The organism is Bradyrhizobium sp. URHD0069, assembly GCF_000701345.1.
Classification (GTDB): Bacteria; Pseudomonadota; Alphaproteobacteria; order Rhizobiales; family Xanthobacteraceae; genus Bradyrhizobium.
The window spans coordinates 225,590-242,257 of record NZ_JNIJ01000005.1; the positions used below are offsets into that span (position 1 = coordinate 225,590).

General features: G+C 62.2%; 14 protein-coding genes. 9 read left to right on the top strand and 5 right to left on the bottom strand.

The genetic code is table 11. From position 1 onward, the window contains the following. The first annotated feature begins 229 nt into the window (after positions 1 to 229). Positions 230 to 919, top strand: coding sequence for a TetR/AcrR family transcriptional regulator (locus N554_RS0101120; protein WP_029581785.1), 690 nt, complete (start codon positions 230 to 232; stop codon positions 917 to 919). 144 nt (positions 920 to 1,063) lie between these two features. Further along, positions 1,064 to 2,833, top strand: a complete 1,770-nt coding sequence (locus N554_RS0101125; RefSeq protein WP_029581786.1) for an adenylate/guanylate cyclase domain-containing protein — start codon at positions 1,064 to 1,066, stop codon at positions 2,831 to 2,833. 233 nt (positions 2,834 to 3,066) lie between these two features. Here N554_RS0101125 and N554_RS0101130 read toward each other — a convergent pair whose 3' ends face one another. The 5 genes from N554_RS0101130 to N554_RS0101150 form a co-directional block, all read right to left on the bottom strand. Next, a complete protein-coding gene (locus N554_RS0101130) occupies positions 3,067 to 4,668 on the bottom strand; it encodes a peptidoglycan L,D-endopeptidase MepK (RefSeq protein ID WP_081851065.1) in 1,602 nt (533 codons plus the stop codon). A 269-nt stretch (positions 4,669 to 4,937) separates the two neighbouring features. After that, positions 4,938 to 7,118, bottom strand: a complete 2,181-nt coding sequence (locus N554_RS0101135) for a L,D-transpeptidase family protein (RefSeq protein WP_029581788.1) — start codon at positions 7,116 to 7,118, stop codon at positions 4,938 to 4,940. 396 nt (positions 7,119 to 7,514) lie between these two features. Next, a complete protein-coding gene (locus N554_RS0101140; RefSeq protein ID WP_029581789.1) occupies positions 7,515 to 9,029 on the bottom strand; it encodes a sigma-54-dependent transcriptional regulator in 1,515 nt (504 codons plus the stop codon). Positions 9,030 to 9,099: 70 nt separating this feature from the next. After that, positions 9,100 to 9,714 carry a TerC family protein gene (locus tag N554_RS0101145; RefSeq protein WP_156041711.1) on the bottom strand — a complete coding sequence of 205 codons (615 nt, stop codon included), beginning with the start codon at positions 9,712 to 9,714 and terminating at the stop codon, positions 9,100 to 9,102. A 120-nt stretch (positions 9,715 to 9,834) separates the two neighbouring features. After that, positions 9,835 to 10,176, bottom strand: coding sequence for a hypothetical protein (locus N554_RS0101150; protein WP_029581791.1), 342 nt, complete (start codon positions 10,174 to 10,176; stop codon positions 9,835 to 9,837). On the opposite strand from N554_RS0101150, the gene N554_RS0101155 reads away from it, so the two are divergent. The 7 genes from N554_RS0101155 (at position 10,166) to N554_RS0101195 (ending at position 16,657) form a co-directional block, all read left to right on the top strand. Next, the gene (locus tag N554_RS0101155; protein WP_245283488.1) at positions 10,166 to 10,603 is read left to right on the top strand and encodes a helix-turn-helix domain-containing protein; all 438 of its coding nucleotides are present in this window, start codon (positions 10,166 to 10,168) and stop codon (positions 10,601 to 10,603) included. The two genes, N554_RS0101150 and N554_RS0101155, sit on opposite strands and share 11 nt — an antisense overlap. After that, complete coding sequence (locus N554_RS0101160; RefSeq protein ID WP_029581793.1) at positions 10,600 to 11,046, top strand: hypothetical protein; 447 nt, start codon at positions 10,600 to 10,602, stop codon at positions 11,044 to 11,046. Before N554_RS0101155 ends, N554_RS0101160 begins: the two co-directional genes overlap by 4 nt. A 37-nt stretch (positions 11,047 to 11,083) precedes the next feature. After that, positions 11,084 to 12,970, top strand: a complete 1,887-nt coding sequence (locus N554_RS0101165) for a M3 family oligoendopeptidase (RefSeq protein WP_029581794.1) — start codon at positions 11,084 to 11,086, stop codon at positions 12,968 to 12,970. Between the two features lie 218 nt (positions 12,971 to 13,188). Then, positions 13,189 to 13,341: an aa3-type cytochrome c oxidase subunit IV gene (locus tag N554_RS0101170; protein WP_029581795.1), complete on the top strand. Its 153-nt coding sequence runs from the start codon at positions 13,189 to 13,191 to the stop codon at positions 13,339 to 13,341. A gap of 134 nt (positions 13,342 to 13,475) precedes the next feature. Further along, positions 13,476 to 14,606 (top strand): Re/Si-specific NAD(P)(+) transhydrogenase subunit alpha, encoded by a 1,131-nt coding sequence (locus tag N554_RS0101175; protein ID WP_029581796.1) that lies wholly within the window; start codon positions 13,476 to 13,478, stop codon positions 14,604 to 14,606. A gap of 145 nt (positions 14,607 to 14,751) precedes the next feature. Beyond that, positions 14,752 to 15,069: a proton-translocating transhydrogenase family protein gene (locus N554_RS0101185; RefSeq protein WP_029581797.1), complete on the top strand. Its 318-nt coding sequence runs from the start codon at positions 14,752 to 14,754 to the stop codon at positions 15,067 to 15,069. A gap of 190 nt (positions 15,070 to 15,259) precedes the next feature. Beyond that, positions 15,260 to 16,657 (top strand): NAD(P)(+) transhydrogenase (Re/Si-specific) subunit beta, encoded by a 1,398-nt coding sequence (locus N554_RS0101195; protein ID WP_029581799.1) that lies wholly within the window; start codon positions 15,260 to 15,262, stop codon positions 16,655 to 16,657. Positions 16,658 to 16,668 lie beyond the last annotated feature (11 nt).

The window sequence follows — 16,668 nt, forward strand, 5'->3', positions numbered from 1 at the left end:
GTTTTAGCAAAGGTTGTTCGTCTCGATCCCGAATCGGTGCCTCTAACGTCATTGCTCTCGCTCCTGCCTTGGGTTCCGGAGGGTCCCGGCGGCGGCCAGTTGTGGCCCGGCGAAATAACGAAACGATAATGTTTCGTTTCTTTACTTAAGGCGGCAATGGCGGTAATCAAGATCAAGTTTGTGACCGTCGGCCAAAGCCGGCGTAATCGCGTCAATGTGAGCGCGCGTGATGCCAAGCACGTTGATTGGGCCGAAGCCGAAGCGCGGCGCCGTACGCAGCGGACGGCCGCCGCGGGAACTCGCCGGAGAGGTCGAGACGCGCATCTTGGATGCGGCTCACCGCGTCTTTCTTGAACACGGGCTTGCCGGCGCGAGCATCGATGAAATCGCAAGCGTCGCCCGCGCGGGGAAGCCGACCATTTATGCCCGGTTTGCTACCAAGGAGGCGCTGTTTGCGGCCGTGGTGATGCGCAATGTCGTCAAGATCGCGGACGCTCACGTTCACGTCCCCGACGGCGCCAACATCGAAGAGCGCCTGGCTGACGTGGGCGCTGTCCTCCTGCAGCGCGCCCTGGCGAGCGATAACACCGGCCTGATGCGGCTTGCCATTGCCGAAGCACGGCGGTTTCCTGATCTCGCGAGCAGCGTCCACCGGCAGGCGCGCGAACGCGGCGTTGATGCCGTGGCGCGGCTCCTTGGCGAGGTGGCGCAATCCAATGAGCTCGGAACTCTGCCCGCATTTGCTCCGGAGCGGCTCGAAACGACAACTCGATTCTTTCTGGATCTGGTTTTGCTGCCGCTTCTCATTCGGGCGCTGTTCGGTGAGAAGCTCAAGACGCTGCAGGAGGAGATCCAGCCGCACGTGGCGCAGAGCGTTGCCTTCTTTCTTGCGGCGTGCCGCACCGGCGGCGTCACTTGAGTCTCGGCACGGTTTTGGCGGCATACGAGAGCACGCACGACCGCGCCTGCTCGCTACGGTGCTAACCGCCAGCACTTTCGGCGCGCGCAAGCTTGGGCAAAAGCCTCCCATCTGCTAGACTGTTCGGTAAAGGAAACCGAAGGGATGGACGTGCCTGGACCAGAGCGCAGGCTCGCAGCGGTCCTCGCCGCCGACATGGTCGGCTTCAGTCGACTGATGGAGGTCGACGAGACGGGAACACTCGCGCGTTTCAAGACCCATCGAATCGAGCTCATCGATCCGGCCATCGCGAAGAACCGCGGCCGCATCATCAAGACCGCCGGCGACGGCCTGCTGGTCGAGTTCCACAGCGTCGCTGAGGCGGTGCTGTGCGCTGCCGAGATTCAGCGCCGGATGGCACGGCGCAACACCGACGTCTCGCCGGCGCGGTGGATACAGTTTCGCATCGGCATCAATCTGGGCGACGTGATCGTTGAGGAAAACGACATTTTTGGCGACGGCGTGAACGTCGCGGCGCGTCTGGAAATGCTCGCCGAGCCGGGCGGCATCTGTGTTTCAGGCGCGGTGCGCGATCAGGTCGGCCAGCGACTGGAAGACGTCGAATTCGAGGATCTCGGCGAGCAGAACGTCAAGAACATCGCCCGTCCGATCCGCGTCTTTCGGGTCCGGCTTGAGCAAGATCCAAAAACCGCGGCGGCAGAGGAGGCGAAAAACGCTGCGGTGCCGACGACGGTCTCCAAGAAGCCGTCCATCGCCGTGCTGCCGCTGGTTAACATGAGCGGCGATCCGGAGCAGGAATTCTTCGCCGACGGCTTAACCGAGGACATCATTGCGGAGCTATCGCGCTTCCACGACCTGCTCGTGATCTCGCGCAACTCGACCTTCGCGTACAAGGGCAGGGCTGTGAAGGTGCACGAGATTGCGCACGAATTCGGCGTCGACTACCTCCTCGAGGGCAGCGTGCGAAAGGTGCGCGATCGCATCCGCGTCACTGTGCAACTGATCGACGCAGAAACCGACCGGCACATTTGGGCCGAACGCTATGACCGCCAGCTTGAGGATATCTTCGCCATCCAGGACGAGATAACCCGTGCGATAGTCGCGACGCTGCCCGGCCGCGTCGAGGCCGCCACGCACGACCGTGCAAAACGCAAGCCGACCGAGAACATGGCGGCCTATGAGTGCGTGCTGACCGCCAAGGTGCTGCACCACCGCTCGACGCGGGAGGACAACGCCGAAGCGCAGCGCCTGCTCAACCGGGCCCTCGCGCTCGACCCGAACTATGCTCATGCTCACGCCTGGAAGGCATGCGTACTGGGCCAGACCTGGGTTCATGATTGGTGCGCCGATCGCGATGCTACTCTCCAGCACGTGGCCGCGGAGTTGGAGACCACGCTGGGGCTCGATGACAATGACAGCGATGTGCACCGGATTCTCGCTGCGCTGAACCTGACGCGCGACGATCATGACAAGGCCGCGTATCATCAGGAGCGGGCGCTCGCGCTCAACCCAAATAGCGACCTCGTTGTGGTGCAGCAGGGCGAGCTTCTGACCTGGCTGGGGCGGCCGGAGGAGGGCATCGACTGGATCAAGAAGGCGATGCGTCTCAATCCGTACCACCCGGAGCGCTTCTGGAGCCATCTCGGGCGTGCCTGCTATTGCGCCGAGAAATATGCCGAAGCTGCTGGGGCCTTCTCCCGGATCACTCGGCCTGACTACACGCATCATGCCTTCCTTGCAGCTACGTTCGCGCAGATGGGCAACACGGTCGCGGCCGCCGCGCACGCGGCAGAGGTGCTCAAGCGCGAGCCGAAGTTCTCCGTGGCCCTCTCCCTCGCCACCCAGCACTACAAGCGCGAAGTCGACCGCCAGCGCCACGAGGCTGGCCTCCTCAAGGCAGGCCTGCCGGCCTGACCTGCCGCGGAGCGGAAACGCGCCTGGAAAACGACATGCAAGCGCTGGGAATGTGGTGAGGCGCTAATTCAGAGCCAAATCTTACGTCGTCGCGGCGTTCGCCGAGACCATAACCACCGAAGTTCAAGAAAATCCGTGGAGCCGTCTTCAAATCTCGCCAGCGGTTCTGGGTCCGCGCGTTTGCGAGGGCGGCGCTAATATTGTCGAAGCGATTTGCGATTTCGACGAAGCGCTCAGCGCAGCGCGGCGGTGCGCATCACGAAGGATGTGGTCGCCAGCGTCGCGGTTGCCGACCCGGTAAAGCGCTCGCAGACCATTCCCATCTGCGGATCGTCCGCGAAGCTCATCATGATCGCTGCTTGCGGCTTGACGAAATGCGCGCGCATCAGCGTCATGTCGGAATCGCCCAAGACGGTGGCGGACATCGACGTGCTCGCGCTCGGCGCCAGGATCATCATCCGCATCCAAACATCGTTGCTCCTGGCAGCCGCGATCCGCGTCGACATCGCGACCACGCTGCCTCGATCCTGCGGTCCCTTGGGGACCACCGTATCGATCGTGCTGGCCGCCGCCGGATTGCGCGGGGCGGATGCCGGCCGGATGCTGCGGGGGTTAGGTGCGCTGGCCGCAATGACATTCGAGCGGTCAACCTGGGTGGAGGCTGCCGGCGCGTAGGCCAGCGCCTGCAACGCGTTCGAAACACTTGCGGTCGATTGCGGATCGGCAGAGGCGAGTGCCCGGCGGGCGTTGAGGGCAGCGACCTGCGCCGGCGTTGCCTGCTTCGGCGTGGTGGCGGCGTCGTCCCAAAAGCCGCGGGCATTGATGATATCGGCCGGTGTTTGCGGTTTCGCATCGGCCTTTTCAGCCGATGTCGAGGATACCTGCTTCGATTTTGCGGGCGGGACGATCTGTGCGTCGGCCGAGGCCAGCTGGAAGGTCGCGGCCGCCGGCTTTGCACGCGGCATCGGCACGGGGTCTGCGGATCTGGCGGGAACGGCGGCGGCCGTCACACCGACCGGAGCGGTCTTTTCGCTTGCAGCGGGAGCGGTGGCGCCCTCGTCATCCTCTTCGTTCGATTTGCCTTTGAACAAGGCAGCCAACAGGTTCGGCAGGCTCTTGGTCGGGGCGTAATCGCCATTGCCGCGTTTTTCGATGTCGGCGCGGGCAAGCTCATATCCCTTCAGCGGATTGCCGTCGGAGGGAATATGCACGGTGCGTCCGTCGGGGAATACGCGGGCCAGCTGATCGTGGGTCATTCGCGGCCAGTGCCGAACGCTGCCCGTATCGAGATGGACGAAAGGCGATCCCGAACTCGGATAGAACCCGACGCCGCCGCGCTGCAGGCGAAGCCCGGCAGAGCGGATTTGCTCAAGCTGCACGTCCGGAATGAAAAAATCCATGGCGTGGCCGCGCATGTGCTGGCTGAAGCGGGCTACGCCCGAAGAACGGCGGCGGAGCATGGAATTGGTAGCGGGGGAACGATAGGAGGAAATGACATGGATCGGCTTCTTGGCGTCAACGTCGCGGTAGACTTCCCAGAGGATGTCGAACAGATGACGATCCATCGTGGTCTGTTCCTGGCTGCGCCAGTCGCGGAGAAAGTGATTGAGCTGCTTCAGCGCCGCTTCGTCATAGCGCCCGTCACGCTTGAAGGTGACGGTGAGATCTTCATCCGAATGGGTGTGGTGGAAGGAGAGGGTGCGGGTTTCGTTCAGCGCGGTCGCATCGTGGACTGATCGGGCTCCCATCAGGAGCAACAAGCATGTCAGGCCGAGATGATATCCGGCCCTTGGTAACGACAGCGTTTTGAATTGGCGCGCGAAACCAGTCAGCACAAATGAGCCCACCCAAAGGACGACCGATCAACGAACTCTTCCGCTACCCCATGCGGCGAAAGAGAGTAAACGCAGCCTTAACGCGGGTGGGTTAATCGAGATTTAAGTCCCACCCCCCAAGTCAGCTTTTAGCTAACCTCCCGAGTGTGGCGAAAACTAGCCCACTGGTTAACCCGGTGGACAATGGTTAATCGCACGGCCTCGCCGAATCGGCGAGACCTCTGATTTTGCTTCGGGATTTTATCGCAGACCGCTGAAGATGGCGAACATCAGCGGGTGATCACCCCCCGCGGCTGCGGTGGCAGCCGGCGGCCCGGAATCGGGGCGGGAGGAATCGGCGGTCCGAACAGGCGTTCGAAGAACGAGGGTCCCGAAGAATAGCTGGAATAGGTGTTGTCGCTGGCAAAGTTGACGCCAGCCGGCAGAGGGCCGGTCGGACGGGCGTAGCTCGGCTGGGAATGTGCGACCACGTTTTCCAGATCCTTTCTGGAGTTGCGCAGCAACGCCAGCACGGTGGCGTCGCGGCCATAAAGGTCTTTGCGCAGTTGCAGCTTGCCGGCGTCGTCCACAAAGGCCGTTTGGTAGGTAATGTTGACCGGGATCGGCGTCGGGAATTTGATATCGATTTCGCTGCGGCCGTACATGCTGCGGATCTTTTCCGGGGTGTAGTGCTCGTTCGGCAACGTGATGTTGAGCAGCGTCGCGGCGTATTGATCGGGATTCTGCACCCGCATGCAGCCGTGGCTGAACGCGCGTTCTTCCCTGGCGAACAAATGCTTGTCCGGGGTGTCGTGCTGATACACCAGGAACTTGTTCGGGAAATTGAAGCGGATGCGGCCGAGCGCGTTGGCTTCGCCAGGCGGCTGCGAAATGCGGATGCTGCCGTCGCGGGCACGCTCGAGCCTCAGTCCCATGCGATCCAGGACCGTCGGATCCTGCTGCAGCGCCGGCAGATATTCATTGTAGATGATCGACGGCGGCACGTTCCAGGTCGGATTGACCGTGATGAACTTCATCGTCTCCGTCAAAAGCGGAGTCGCATGAATCCCGGGCTTTCCGGTGACCACCTTAGTGGTCCAGACCGGCGCGCCGTTCTGCATCACCCTGAGCGTAAAGTCGGGGATGTTGAGAATGACATAGGCGTTCCCGAGCGACGGTGCGCCGAGCTGGCGCGGCAGCCAGCGCAAACGCTCCATGTTGACGATCACGGTGTCGATCTGGCGGTCGCGCTTGGGGCTGTTCAAGGCTTTCACGGTGCGGTCGTCCAGAATGCCGGTGGGCTTGAGTTCGGCGCCCTCCTGGAATTTACGCACGGCCTCGGCGACTTTGGCGTCGTAGCGGGAGTCGTTGGCGTTCTCAGTGATGCCGAACTTGGCGCGCAGTTGCGGCACGCGCGCATCTTCCATCTCGACCGCCGGCTGCTTCTTGCGAGCCGGCGTGAATTTAAGCGCCGGCCCTTCCGCGATCTGAATGACCGGTCCATTGCCCTGGCCACGCAATTCGGCAAGCTTCGCCTTCAGGTCGCGATAGAGCTTATGCGGCGGGTTGTAGCCGTCAAGCGCGGCCGAGGCATCCTTGGCGCTCGTGACATTCGCCAGCACTTCGGTGGGATCGGTCGGATGCTCGGGATACTGGATGTCGCCGCTGACCTGCGACCAGTGCATCCGGCCGCTCTGCGCCTGGCGCGCGTAATCAAGCATGCTGGCGGTCAGTTTCAACTCGGCTTCGGCAAGGGAATCCGGCGTAGTCGCCGCGGCGAAATCCGGCAGCGGATAATCCGACGCGTTCAAACCTTCGGATGCGGCATCCTTAAGACGTGCGATGACGCCTTTGCCGCTCGCGCTCAAAGTGCCGCCTTGGGTCCATACCGGCGCAAATTCACGCGCGGTGTAGAATTTTTCTACCGCCGTTCGTTCGGCCTTGCGGTCGAAATAGCGCAACGACTTCGCGGCAAGCGTTTCGCGCAGTTTGTCTGCGACCGGCTGATCCGCCGCCGGGACATTGCTTGCAGCCTTGGTCGGTTCCTTGGCGGGCTCGGCAGCCGGCGTCGCGGTCGCCGCGGCCGGAGGCGGCGCGGCTGTGGTGGTCGCGCTGTCGTTTTTGCCGGCGTCGTTCTGGGTGGTTTCCGCAGCCGGAGTGGTGACGACCTCGGATGGTTTACTCTCCGGCGCATTCTCCGTCGTCTTCGGCTCCGTTGGATTTGGCGCGTCGCCCTTGGCCGCGTCTGGCACCGAGGCGGTCGTCTCCAGTTTGAAATCGTTGATGGTTGGAGGCGGGACGTTTGCAGGCTGCGGGCGCGGGATCGCCGCGTCGATCGCGAGTTCCGCGGCGCTGTTACGGGCCGGATCGGCTTGCGCCAGTGCTGAAGTCGCAGACACCGTGAGGAAGGTCGCCGCGATGCTCATCAGCACGCGGTCAAAGCCAGCACGGTTCTTCAAACGGTCACGCATCGTCACACCCCTTGGGCGAAGCTGCCCCGGCATGGCACAGCTTTAGAATCGTCCGTCACAGCTTTCGCTAAAGCGCCGGCCTTATCCGTTATTAAGCGCATTAAACGTCATTGGTTCGGGTCTGGATGCGCTTTCTTTAGAGTTGTCACGCCTGCACGCAACGATTCATACGCAGACGATACACGCGCCCCACTCGTGCAGCCAGCACCACGCGGGGCAACTCACGACAACCTGACTGCAAAAAAAACTCCTTTGCAACGGATTGCGCGCTTTTGCCACGCCGTTTTCCCTTTGTCTGTCACCGGCAAGCAACGGTTCAAATGTTCCGGATTGGCTGATCCCTTAAGCCTCCCCGTTGCAGACACCGCGGCGCCACAATCGATCGCGCGATCGGTCTCAGTTTGCCTGATCCACGCCGCCGGCCGCCGGACCGTCGGCAGCAGCTTCATCGAGCTTGCGATAGAGCGTCGAGCGGCCGATTTTCAATCGCCGCGCGACCTCTGACATCTGTCCGCGATAATGGGAAATCGCGAAGCGGATAATCTCGGTCTCCATCTCCTCGAGCGGCCGCACTTCGCCGGCGCTGGTCAGCATCGCCAGCGTTCCGCCTGACGGCAGCGGCACGATAGGTATCTCAATACCTGGAATCATGGCCGGTGGGGTCGATTGAAACGCGGGGCCAACCACTAGCGGCTCGCTGTGCTCGCCGTGCGCTTCTGAATTGGCCGATGACTGCCCGGCGGCCTGCGGAAAATCTGCAAGGGTGAGTTGATCGCTGTCGCTCATGACCACCGCGCGATACATGGCGTTCTCGAGCTGGCGGATATTGCCGGGCCATTCCAGCTGCGACAGTTGCGCCATCGCCTCGCCGCTGATGCCGGTAATCGGGCGATTTTCTTCGGCGCAGAATCTCGCCAGAAAATGCCGCAGCAGATGCGGGATGTCTTCCCGGCGCAGGCGCAACGGAGGGATCGTCAGCGGCAGCACGTGCAGGCGATAGAACAGGTCCTCGCGAAATTGCCCGTTCTTGACGTGGTCCAGCAGCTTGCGATTGGTCGCGGAAATGATGCGGACATCGACTTTCACCGGCTTGCGCCCGCCGACCGCCTCCACGGCGCCTTCCTGCAGCGCGCGAAGCAGTTTCACCTGGGCTGCCAGCGGCAATTCGCCGACTTCGTCGAGGAACAGGGTGCCGCCGGAAGCTTCGACGAATTTGCCGGTGTGACGTTCGGTGGCGCCGGTAAAGGCGCCCTTCTCGTGGCCGAACAGGATCGACTCCACGAGATTGTCGGGGATCGCGCCGCAATTGACGGCAACGAACGGCTTCGATTTGCGTTCGCCGCTGCCGTGAATGGCGCGCGCGAACAATTCCTTGCCGACGCCGGATTCGCCTTCGATCAGCACCGGGATTGTGGAGGCGGCGGCCTTTTGCGCGGTGCGCAGCACGCCGGCCATGGTCTCGCTGCGCGTGATGATGTCGGCAAAGGTCAACCGGCCTTCACGGCTGTGCTTGATGCGCTGCAGTTCACCTTTCAAAGCGCTGGCATTGAGCGCATTGCGAAGCGACACCTGCAGCCGCTCCATGCCGACCGGCTTCACCACGAAATCCTGCGCGCCGGCGCGCATCGCGGATACCACATTGTCGATGCCGCCGTGGGCGGTCTGCACGATGACGGGGACGTTGAGCCCTGCTTCGCGGATTTTTGCTAGCACGCCCATGCCGTCAAGGCCGGGCATCACAAGATCGAGCACCACGGCATCGATCGCCGGTGCGTCCGGCGCGGTCAGCATGGCAATGGCGGCATCGCCTGAATCGACGACGAGAGCCTCATAGCCGCATTTCTGCACCATGTTTTCGACCAGGCGGCGCTGCACCGCGTCGTCATCGACAATCAAAATGCTGGCAGCCATGGCGTTCCCCGCGCGTTACAAACATCTGTCTCGAATCGGGGCACTCTCGCCGATGCCGATTAACGCCCTCTTAAACGTTGACGTTCGGCCATATCTCCAGCGCGCCGCGGTAGCACATGTCGACCGCCACATAGAGGATGATCACAAGGCCGACATAGGCGATCCAGCGATGCTTTTGCAGCAAGCTCGCGATGAAGTTAGCGGCGAAGCCCATCAGGGCAATGGATAGGCCCAAACCGAATATCAGGATAAGCGGATGTTCGCGAGCGGCACCCGCGACGGCCAGTACGTTGTCGAGTGACATCGACACGTCGGCGATCATAATCTGCCATACGGCCTGGCCGAGCGTCTTGCGAGGCCCGCAGGTCGTGCCGTCCAACGCCTCTTCAGCATCTTTGTGATGTGCGTGCGATGTGCGCAACTCCCGCCACATCTTCCAGCATACCCAGAGCAGGAGAATGCCGCCGGCCAGCAGCAGTCCGATGATCTGCAACAGTTGCACCGTGATGCTGGCGAAACCGATCCGCAGGATGGTGGCGGCCAAGATGCCGACCAGAATCGCCTTGTTGCGCTGGCTCTTGGGCAAACCGGCGGCTGCTAGTCCGATGACGATCGCGTTGTCGCCGGCAAGCACCAGATCGATCATCACGACCTGGAAAAACGCTGTTAGTTCCGGGGAAAACATCTTGGGCCCTCCGTTATACGTCCAGTCCGACATCACAGTTCGCTTGAACTGCCAGAGGGGCCCGGGCTTGGACGTGCATGCTTAGAAACGACGCAGTAAAATTGCCGAATATCGATCCGGTTAGTCGGGTTGATCTGAAAGGGTGATAAGCCTGACCATCTGGTCCGGCTCGATCAGAATGGAGATGGCGACGCCGACAAAAGTCAGGACCCCGGCGATGTCGAGCCACACCGTGCGGGTCTGATTGCGTCGGCAAAGCAGCGCGAATCCGGCCGTCGCCGCGCCAAACGTAAACAGCAGCGTCGCGATCGCGGGCGCCAACGCATCGATAGACAATACGGCGCGCAATCCCAAGGTCACGATCAGCGCCCCTAGCAGGACGCCGGCAAACAATTCCTTGGTCCGATCAGTCGATCCCTGACCGTGCTTCCGAATAATCGGGCTGCGGTCTGTGAAGGCCATTGCTTTCTCTCATCGCCGCGTTGAAGCTCACGGAACCACAAAATGTGGCGCGGAAAGTCACGTTGTCTATCAATTCATACTAGATAGTTTAGTAATCATGAAACGTGGAAAATATCAAGAGGCTTTCGCCGAAAAGCTTCAGCGCAAGGTTGCGCCCGAAGCCCGGCAACTGCGCAAGCAGGCGGGGGATTGGCTGAAGCAGCGCAGGGCGGATGCCGGCCTGTCACAGGTCGACCTCGCCGCACGGCTCGGTCTCAAATATTACACGTTCATCTCGCAGGTTGAGAACGGGTTTAGCCGGGTTCCAACTGAAACCATGGCCGCGTGGGCCACCGCACTGGGTCTTGAACCCGCGGCGTTCGCTAAGCATCTTTTGTTGTACTATGAGCCGGAATTGTACCGGCTGCTATTCGGAACAGAAAAATGAGTGTGGTTGCGTTCGAGCGCGAACACAGCGCAGGTTTATGGGGCGAATCGGAGCTCAACACCATCGTGGCGGCACTGAACGTCGCGCTGGCGTCGGGCAACGGCCGGGAATGGGAAACCGGCATGACGGAAAGAGGCGATCCGCAGCTGTATCTGCTGGGTCCGCTTCCGGATCAGGTCTGCGAGTTGTGCGTGTCGCGGATCGGCGGGCGTTACATCCTGGAGGACGGGTCGGGCCGGCTATTGTTCGAGCATCGAAGCCTCGCCCTTGTCGCGCTGCACGCGAAAGCCGCAGTCCGATCCACGCGTTGGCCGCTTGTCGCGCGGGTGTTGCTGTTGTGGTGTACGGTTCGGCAGATAATTCACGACGAGGTCGAACCCGTGTTCGCCGAGAGCGAAGAGCTGCTTATCGAACTGGCACCGCAGCTTGTAGCTTTCGCCTGATCGCCACGCCAATTTGCACACCAATTTGAAAGTGTTCATGACGACCAGATCTGCGATCTCCCGCGCCAACCAGACATCCCGCAAACCTGCATCGAGCAGGGGAGCCGCCACCCGCAAGGCGAACCGCAAATCATCCGGCAAATCGCGATCAGCCAAATTACCGGAGTGGAATTTGGCCGACCTCTATTCCGGTATCGGCGCGCCGGAAGTCGCGCGCGACCTGGAAAAAATGGACGCGGAATGCGTCGCGTTTGAGACGGACTACAAGGGCAAGCTCGCGGAACAAACCGCAAGGCAGGAAGGCGGCAAGTGGCTCGCCGAGGCGGTGAGGCGATACGAGGCGATCGACGATCTCGCCGGGCGTCTCGCCTCGTATGCCGGTTTGGTTCATGCCGGCGACAGCGTCGATCCCGCGATCTCCAAATTCTACGGCGACGTGTCCGAGCGGCTGACGAATGCCTCGGTGCATCTGTTGTTCTTCGCGCTGGAACTCAACCGCATCGACGATGCCGTGATCGAACGCGCGATGCAGGCGCCCGAACTTGCCCACTACCGCCCGTGGATCGAAGATCTCCGCAAGGACAAGCCGTATCAACTGGAGGATCGCGTCGAGCAGCTGTTTCATGAAAAATCCCAGAGCGGCTATGCCGCCTGGAATAGGCTGTTCGACCAAACCATCTCGGGCCTGCGCTTCAAGATCGGTGGCCGCGAACTCGCGATCGAGCCGACGCTGAGCCTGCTGCAGGATCGCGCGCCGGCAAGGCGCAAGGCGGCGGGACAGGCGCTGGCAAAGACTTTTAAGGCCAACGAGCGGACCTTCGCGCTGATCACCAATACGCTCGCCAAGGACAAGGAGATTTCCGATCGCTGGCGCGGCTTCCAGGACGTTGCGGATTCGCGGCATTTGAATAACCGCGTCGAGCGCGAGGTCGTCGATGCGCTGGTGGGCTCGGTTCGCGCAGCTTATCCGCAGTTGTCGCATCGCTATTACGCGTTAAAGGCTGGCTGGTTCAAAAAGAAGAAACTTGCCCATTGGGATCGCAATGCGCCGCTGCCGTTTGCCGCCACCGGCAGCATCGCCTGGCCGGACGCCAGGAACATGGTGCTGACCGCCTACCGCGGATTCTCGCCAGAGATGGCTGATATAGCCGAGCGTTTTTTCACCGATCGCTGGATCGACGCGCCGGTGCGACCCGGAAAAGCGCCGGGTGCCTTCTCGCATCCCACCACGCCCTCGGCGCACCCTTACGTGCTGATGAACTATCAGGGCAAGCCGCGCGACGTGATGACGCTCGCGCATGAACTCGGCCACGGCGTGCACCAGGTGCTGGCGGCGAAGAACGGCGCGCTGATGGCGCCGACGCCGCTGACCCTCGCCGAGACCGCCAGCGTGTTCGGCGAGATGCTGACCTTCAAGCGGCTGCTGGCGCAGACCAAAAGTGCCAAGCAGCGCCAGGCCCTGCTCGCCGGCAAGGTCGAGGATATGATCAATACCGTGGTGCGGCAGATCGCGTTCTATTCGTTCGAGCGCGCCATTCATACGGAGCGGCGCAACGGCGAATTGACCGCGGAGCGTATCGGCGAAATCTGGCTCAGCGTGCAAGGCGAGAGTCTTGGGCCCGCGATCGACATCAGGCCGGGTTATGAGAATTTCTGGATGTACATCCCGCATTTCATCCATTCGCCGTTCTACGTCTACGCTTACGCGTTCGGCGATTGCCTGGTGAACTCGCTCTACGCGGTCTACGAAAATGCCCAGGCAGGTTTTGCTGAGCGCTATCTGACAATGCTCGCGGCCGGCGGCACCAAGCATTATTCCGAACTGCTCAAGCCGTTTGGCCTCGATGCCAAGGATCCGAAATTCTGGAACGGCGGGCTGTCCGTGATCGCAGGCATGATCGACGAGCTGGAGGGAATGTCCTGACCGGGGCGGGGCCAAACCCTGCGCAGGCCACAGCCCTGATCCTTCCCTCGCGGTTGGCGAGGTCAGCGACGAGAGCCGGACGCGCTGGATCAGGGATAATTGGCCCGAGCCCCGCAAGTTAAGGATACGGCCACCGGACAAGCCGTCCGCCGCCGTTGCCCTCCAAACGGGATTGCGGTAATTGCACGCAAAGTACCGAACACTGACGGGGAAGACCGATGGCAGAGCATAGCGAAGTGGCCTACACGACCGCGGACGGCAACGATTATGCGGCCCATGAGCAGACCTATGAAGGCTTCATCATGCTGGTGAAATACGGCACCGGCGCCGTCATCCTTATCCTTGCCCTGATGGCGATTTTCCTGACCTGACCCCGCGCGGTCGCGCCGCCCCTCGGCGGCGCAACCGAGAAAATTGCACCCATTCCGGTCGCAAAAGCGGTATCCATCCTTGCGAATTAAGCGCTAATTCTCGCGCGCGTGCATTTCGCGCCGCCGGAGGCCCCATGAAGATTGCCGTCGCCAAGGAAATCGATCCGTCCGAGCCGCGGGTCGCGGCTTCGCCGGACACGGTGAAAAAGTTCAAGGCGCTGGGCGTCGATATTGCCGTCGAGCCGGGCGCGGGCATCAAGTCGGGCCTGCCGGATTCGGAATTCACCGCGGCCGGCGCCAGCGTCAGCGCGGACGCGCTGAAAGACGCCGACATTATCATCAAGGTGAAGCGGCCCGAGGCGAGCGAGCTTGCAAATTACAAGCGCGGCGCACTGGTCATCGCCATCATGGACCCCTACGGCAACGACGCCGCGCTAAAGGCGATGGCGGACGCGGGGGTGTCGGCATTTGCGATGGAATTGATGCCGCGTATTACCCGCGCCCAGGCGATGGACGTGCTGTCGAGCCAGGCCAATCTCGCCGGCTACCGGGCGGTGATTGAGGCGGCGGAAGCCTTCGGCCGCGCCTTTCCGATGATGATGACCGCGGCGGGCACCGTGCCGGCCGCAAAAGTGTTCGTGATGGGCGTCGGCGTTGCCGGCCTGCAGGCGATCGCCACCGCGCGGCGGCTCGGCGCCGTCGTCACCGCGACCGACGTGCGGCCTGCGGTAAAGGAACAGGTCGAAAGTCTTGGCGCTAAATTCCTCGCGGTCGAGGATGAAGAGTTCAAGCAGGCTGAAACCGCCGGCGGCTACGCCAAGGAAATGTCGAAAGAGTATCAGGCCAAGCAGGCGGCGCTGACCGCCGAGCACATCAAGAAGCAGGACATCATCATCACGACGGCGCTGATCCCGGGCCGGCCCGCGCCGCGCCTTGTCACCTCGGAGATGGTGAAGTCGATGAAGCCCGGCTCGGTGCTGGTCGACCTTGCGGTCGAGCGCGGCGGCAATGTCGAGGGCGTAAAGAGCGGCGAAACCGTGGACCTGGATGGCGTGAAGATCGTCGGCGTTCCCAATCTTGCCGGACGCGTCGCGGCGTCGGCGTCGAGCCTCTATGCGCGCAACCTGTTTTCCTTCATCGAGACGCTGGTCGACAAATCGACCAAGGCGTTGGCGGTGAAGTGGGACGACGAATTGGTCAAGGCCACCGCGCTGACCAGGGACGGCGCCGTCATTCATCCGAATTTCCAGCCGAAGAGCGCGTGAATGATGATGCGCGAACAATTCTTTCGCCGTTCCGGGCGCTCGCGTCAGCGGGCGAACCCGGAATCTCCATTGCAAACCAATCCCCGGGATTTCGGGTCCGGCGCGCCGCGCCGTCCCGGAATGACGGGCTAACAGGAGAGCCGCCATGGATCATATCGCACAGGCCGTCGATCCCTTCGTCTTTCGGCTGTCGATTTTCGTGCTCGCCGTGTTCGTCGGCTATTTCGTGGTGTGGTCGGTGACGCCCGCGCTGCATACGCCGCTGATGTCGGTGACCAATGCGATCTCCTCGGTGATCGTGGTCGGTGCGCTGCTCGCGGTCGGCGTCGCAATGGTCGGCAGCGGCGGGGTATGGGCGCGCGGCTTCGGCTTCGTCGCGCTGGTTTTCGCGTCCGTGAATATTTTCGGCGGCTTCCTGGTCACCCAGCGCATGCTCGCGATGTACAAGAAGAGAATCAAGTGAGCGGCGGGGCAATGTCTGGTCGCGCATTGTTGTCGTTCGTCATGGCCGGGCTTGACCCGGCCATCCACGAATTTCCTGAGCAAGTAAAGCAAGACGTGGATGCCCGGCATCGCAGACAAGTCTACGTAGTCTGCGCAAAGCAGACTACTATGGCCGGGCATGACGAAGTTGCTGGGGGAGCGCGCCAATCATGAACGCCAATCTCGCCGCACTGCTGTATCTCGTCGCCGGCGTCCTGTTCATTCTGTCGCTGCGCGGCCTGTCGAGTCCGGCGTCATCGCGTCAGGGCAATTTCCTAGGCATGACCGGCATGGCGATCGCGGTCGCGACCACGCTGGCCGCGCATCCGCCGGCCGACGGCATCGGCTGGGTGCTGGTGGTGCTCGGCGTCGCCATCGGCGGCTCGATCGGCGCGGTGATCGCCCGTCGGGTGCCGATGACGTCGATGCCCGAGCTGGTCGCGGCGTTTCACTCGTTGGTCGGCATGGCCGCGGTATTGGTCGCGGCCGGAGCGTTCTACGCGCCGGAGGCCTTCGACATCGGCACACCCGGCCACATCCACGGCGTGAGCCTGGTTGAAATGTCGCTCGGCGTCGCGATCGGCGCGCTGACATTTACGGGCTCGGTGATCGCGTTCCTGAAACTGTCGGGGCGCATGAGCGGCGCGCCGATCATCCTGCCGGCACGCCACATCATCAACATTGCGCTCGGCGTAGCACTGGTGGTGTTCATCGTCAGGCTCGTGATGTTCGGCAGCGCGCTCGACTTCTGGCTGATCACCATCATTGCGCTGGCGCTCGGTGCGCTCCTGATCATTCCGATCGGCGGCGCCGATATGCCGGTCGTGATCTCGATGCTGAATTCCTATTCGGGCTGGGCCGCCGCCGGCATCGGCTTCACGCTCGGCAATTCGGCGCTGATCATCACCGGCGCGCTGGTGGGTTCATCCGGCGCGATCCTGTCCTACATCATGTGCCACGCGATGAACCGCTCCTTCATCTCGGTCATCCTCGGCGGCTTCGGCGGCGAGACCGCGGCCGTGGGCGGAGCGGCGGCCGAAGCGCGTCCGGTAAAACTCGGCTCCGCTGATGACGCCGCCTTCATCATGAAGAACGCGCAGAAGGTCATCATCGTGCCCGGCTACGGCATGGCGGTGGCGCAGGCGCAGCACGCGTTGCGCGAGATGGCGGACAATCTCAAGAAAGAGGGCGTCGAGGTGAAATACGCCATTCACCCCGTCGCCGGCCGCATGCCCGGCCACATGAACGTGCTGCTGGCCGAAGCCAACGTGCCCTATGACGAGGTGTTCGAACTCGAGGACATCAATTCCGAATTCGCCCAGGCCGACGTTGCCTTCGTGATCGGCGCCAACGACGTCACCAATCCCGCCGCCGAGGACGATTCCAAATCGCCGATCTACGGCATGCCGGTGCTGCAGGTCTGGAAGGCCGGCACCGTGATGTTCATCAAGCGCTCGCTCGCCTCCGGCTACGCCGGCATCGACAATCCGCTGTTCTATCGCGACAACACCATGATGCTGCTCGGCGACGCCAAGAAGATGACCGAGAACATCGTCAAGGGGATGTGAAGCTATTTGCG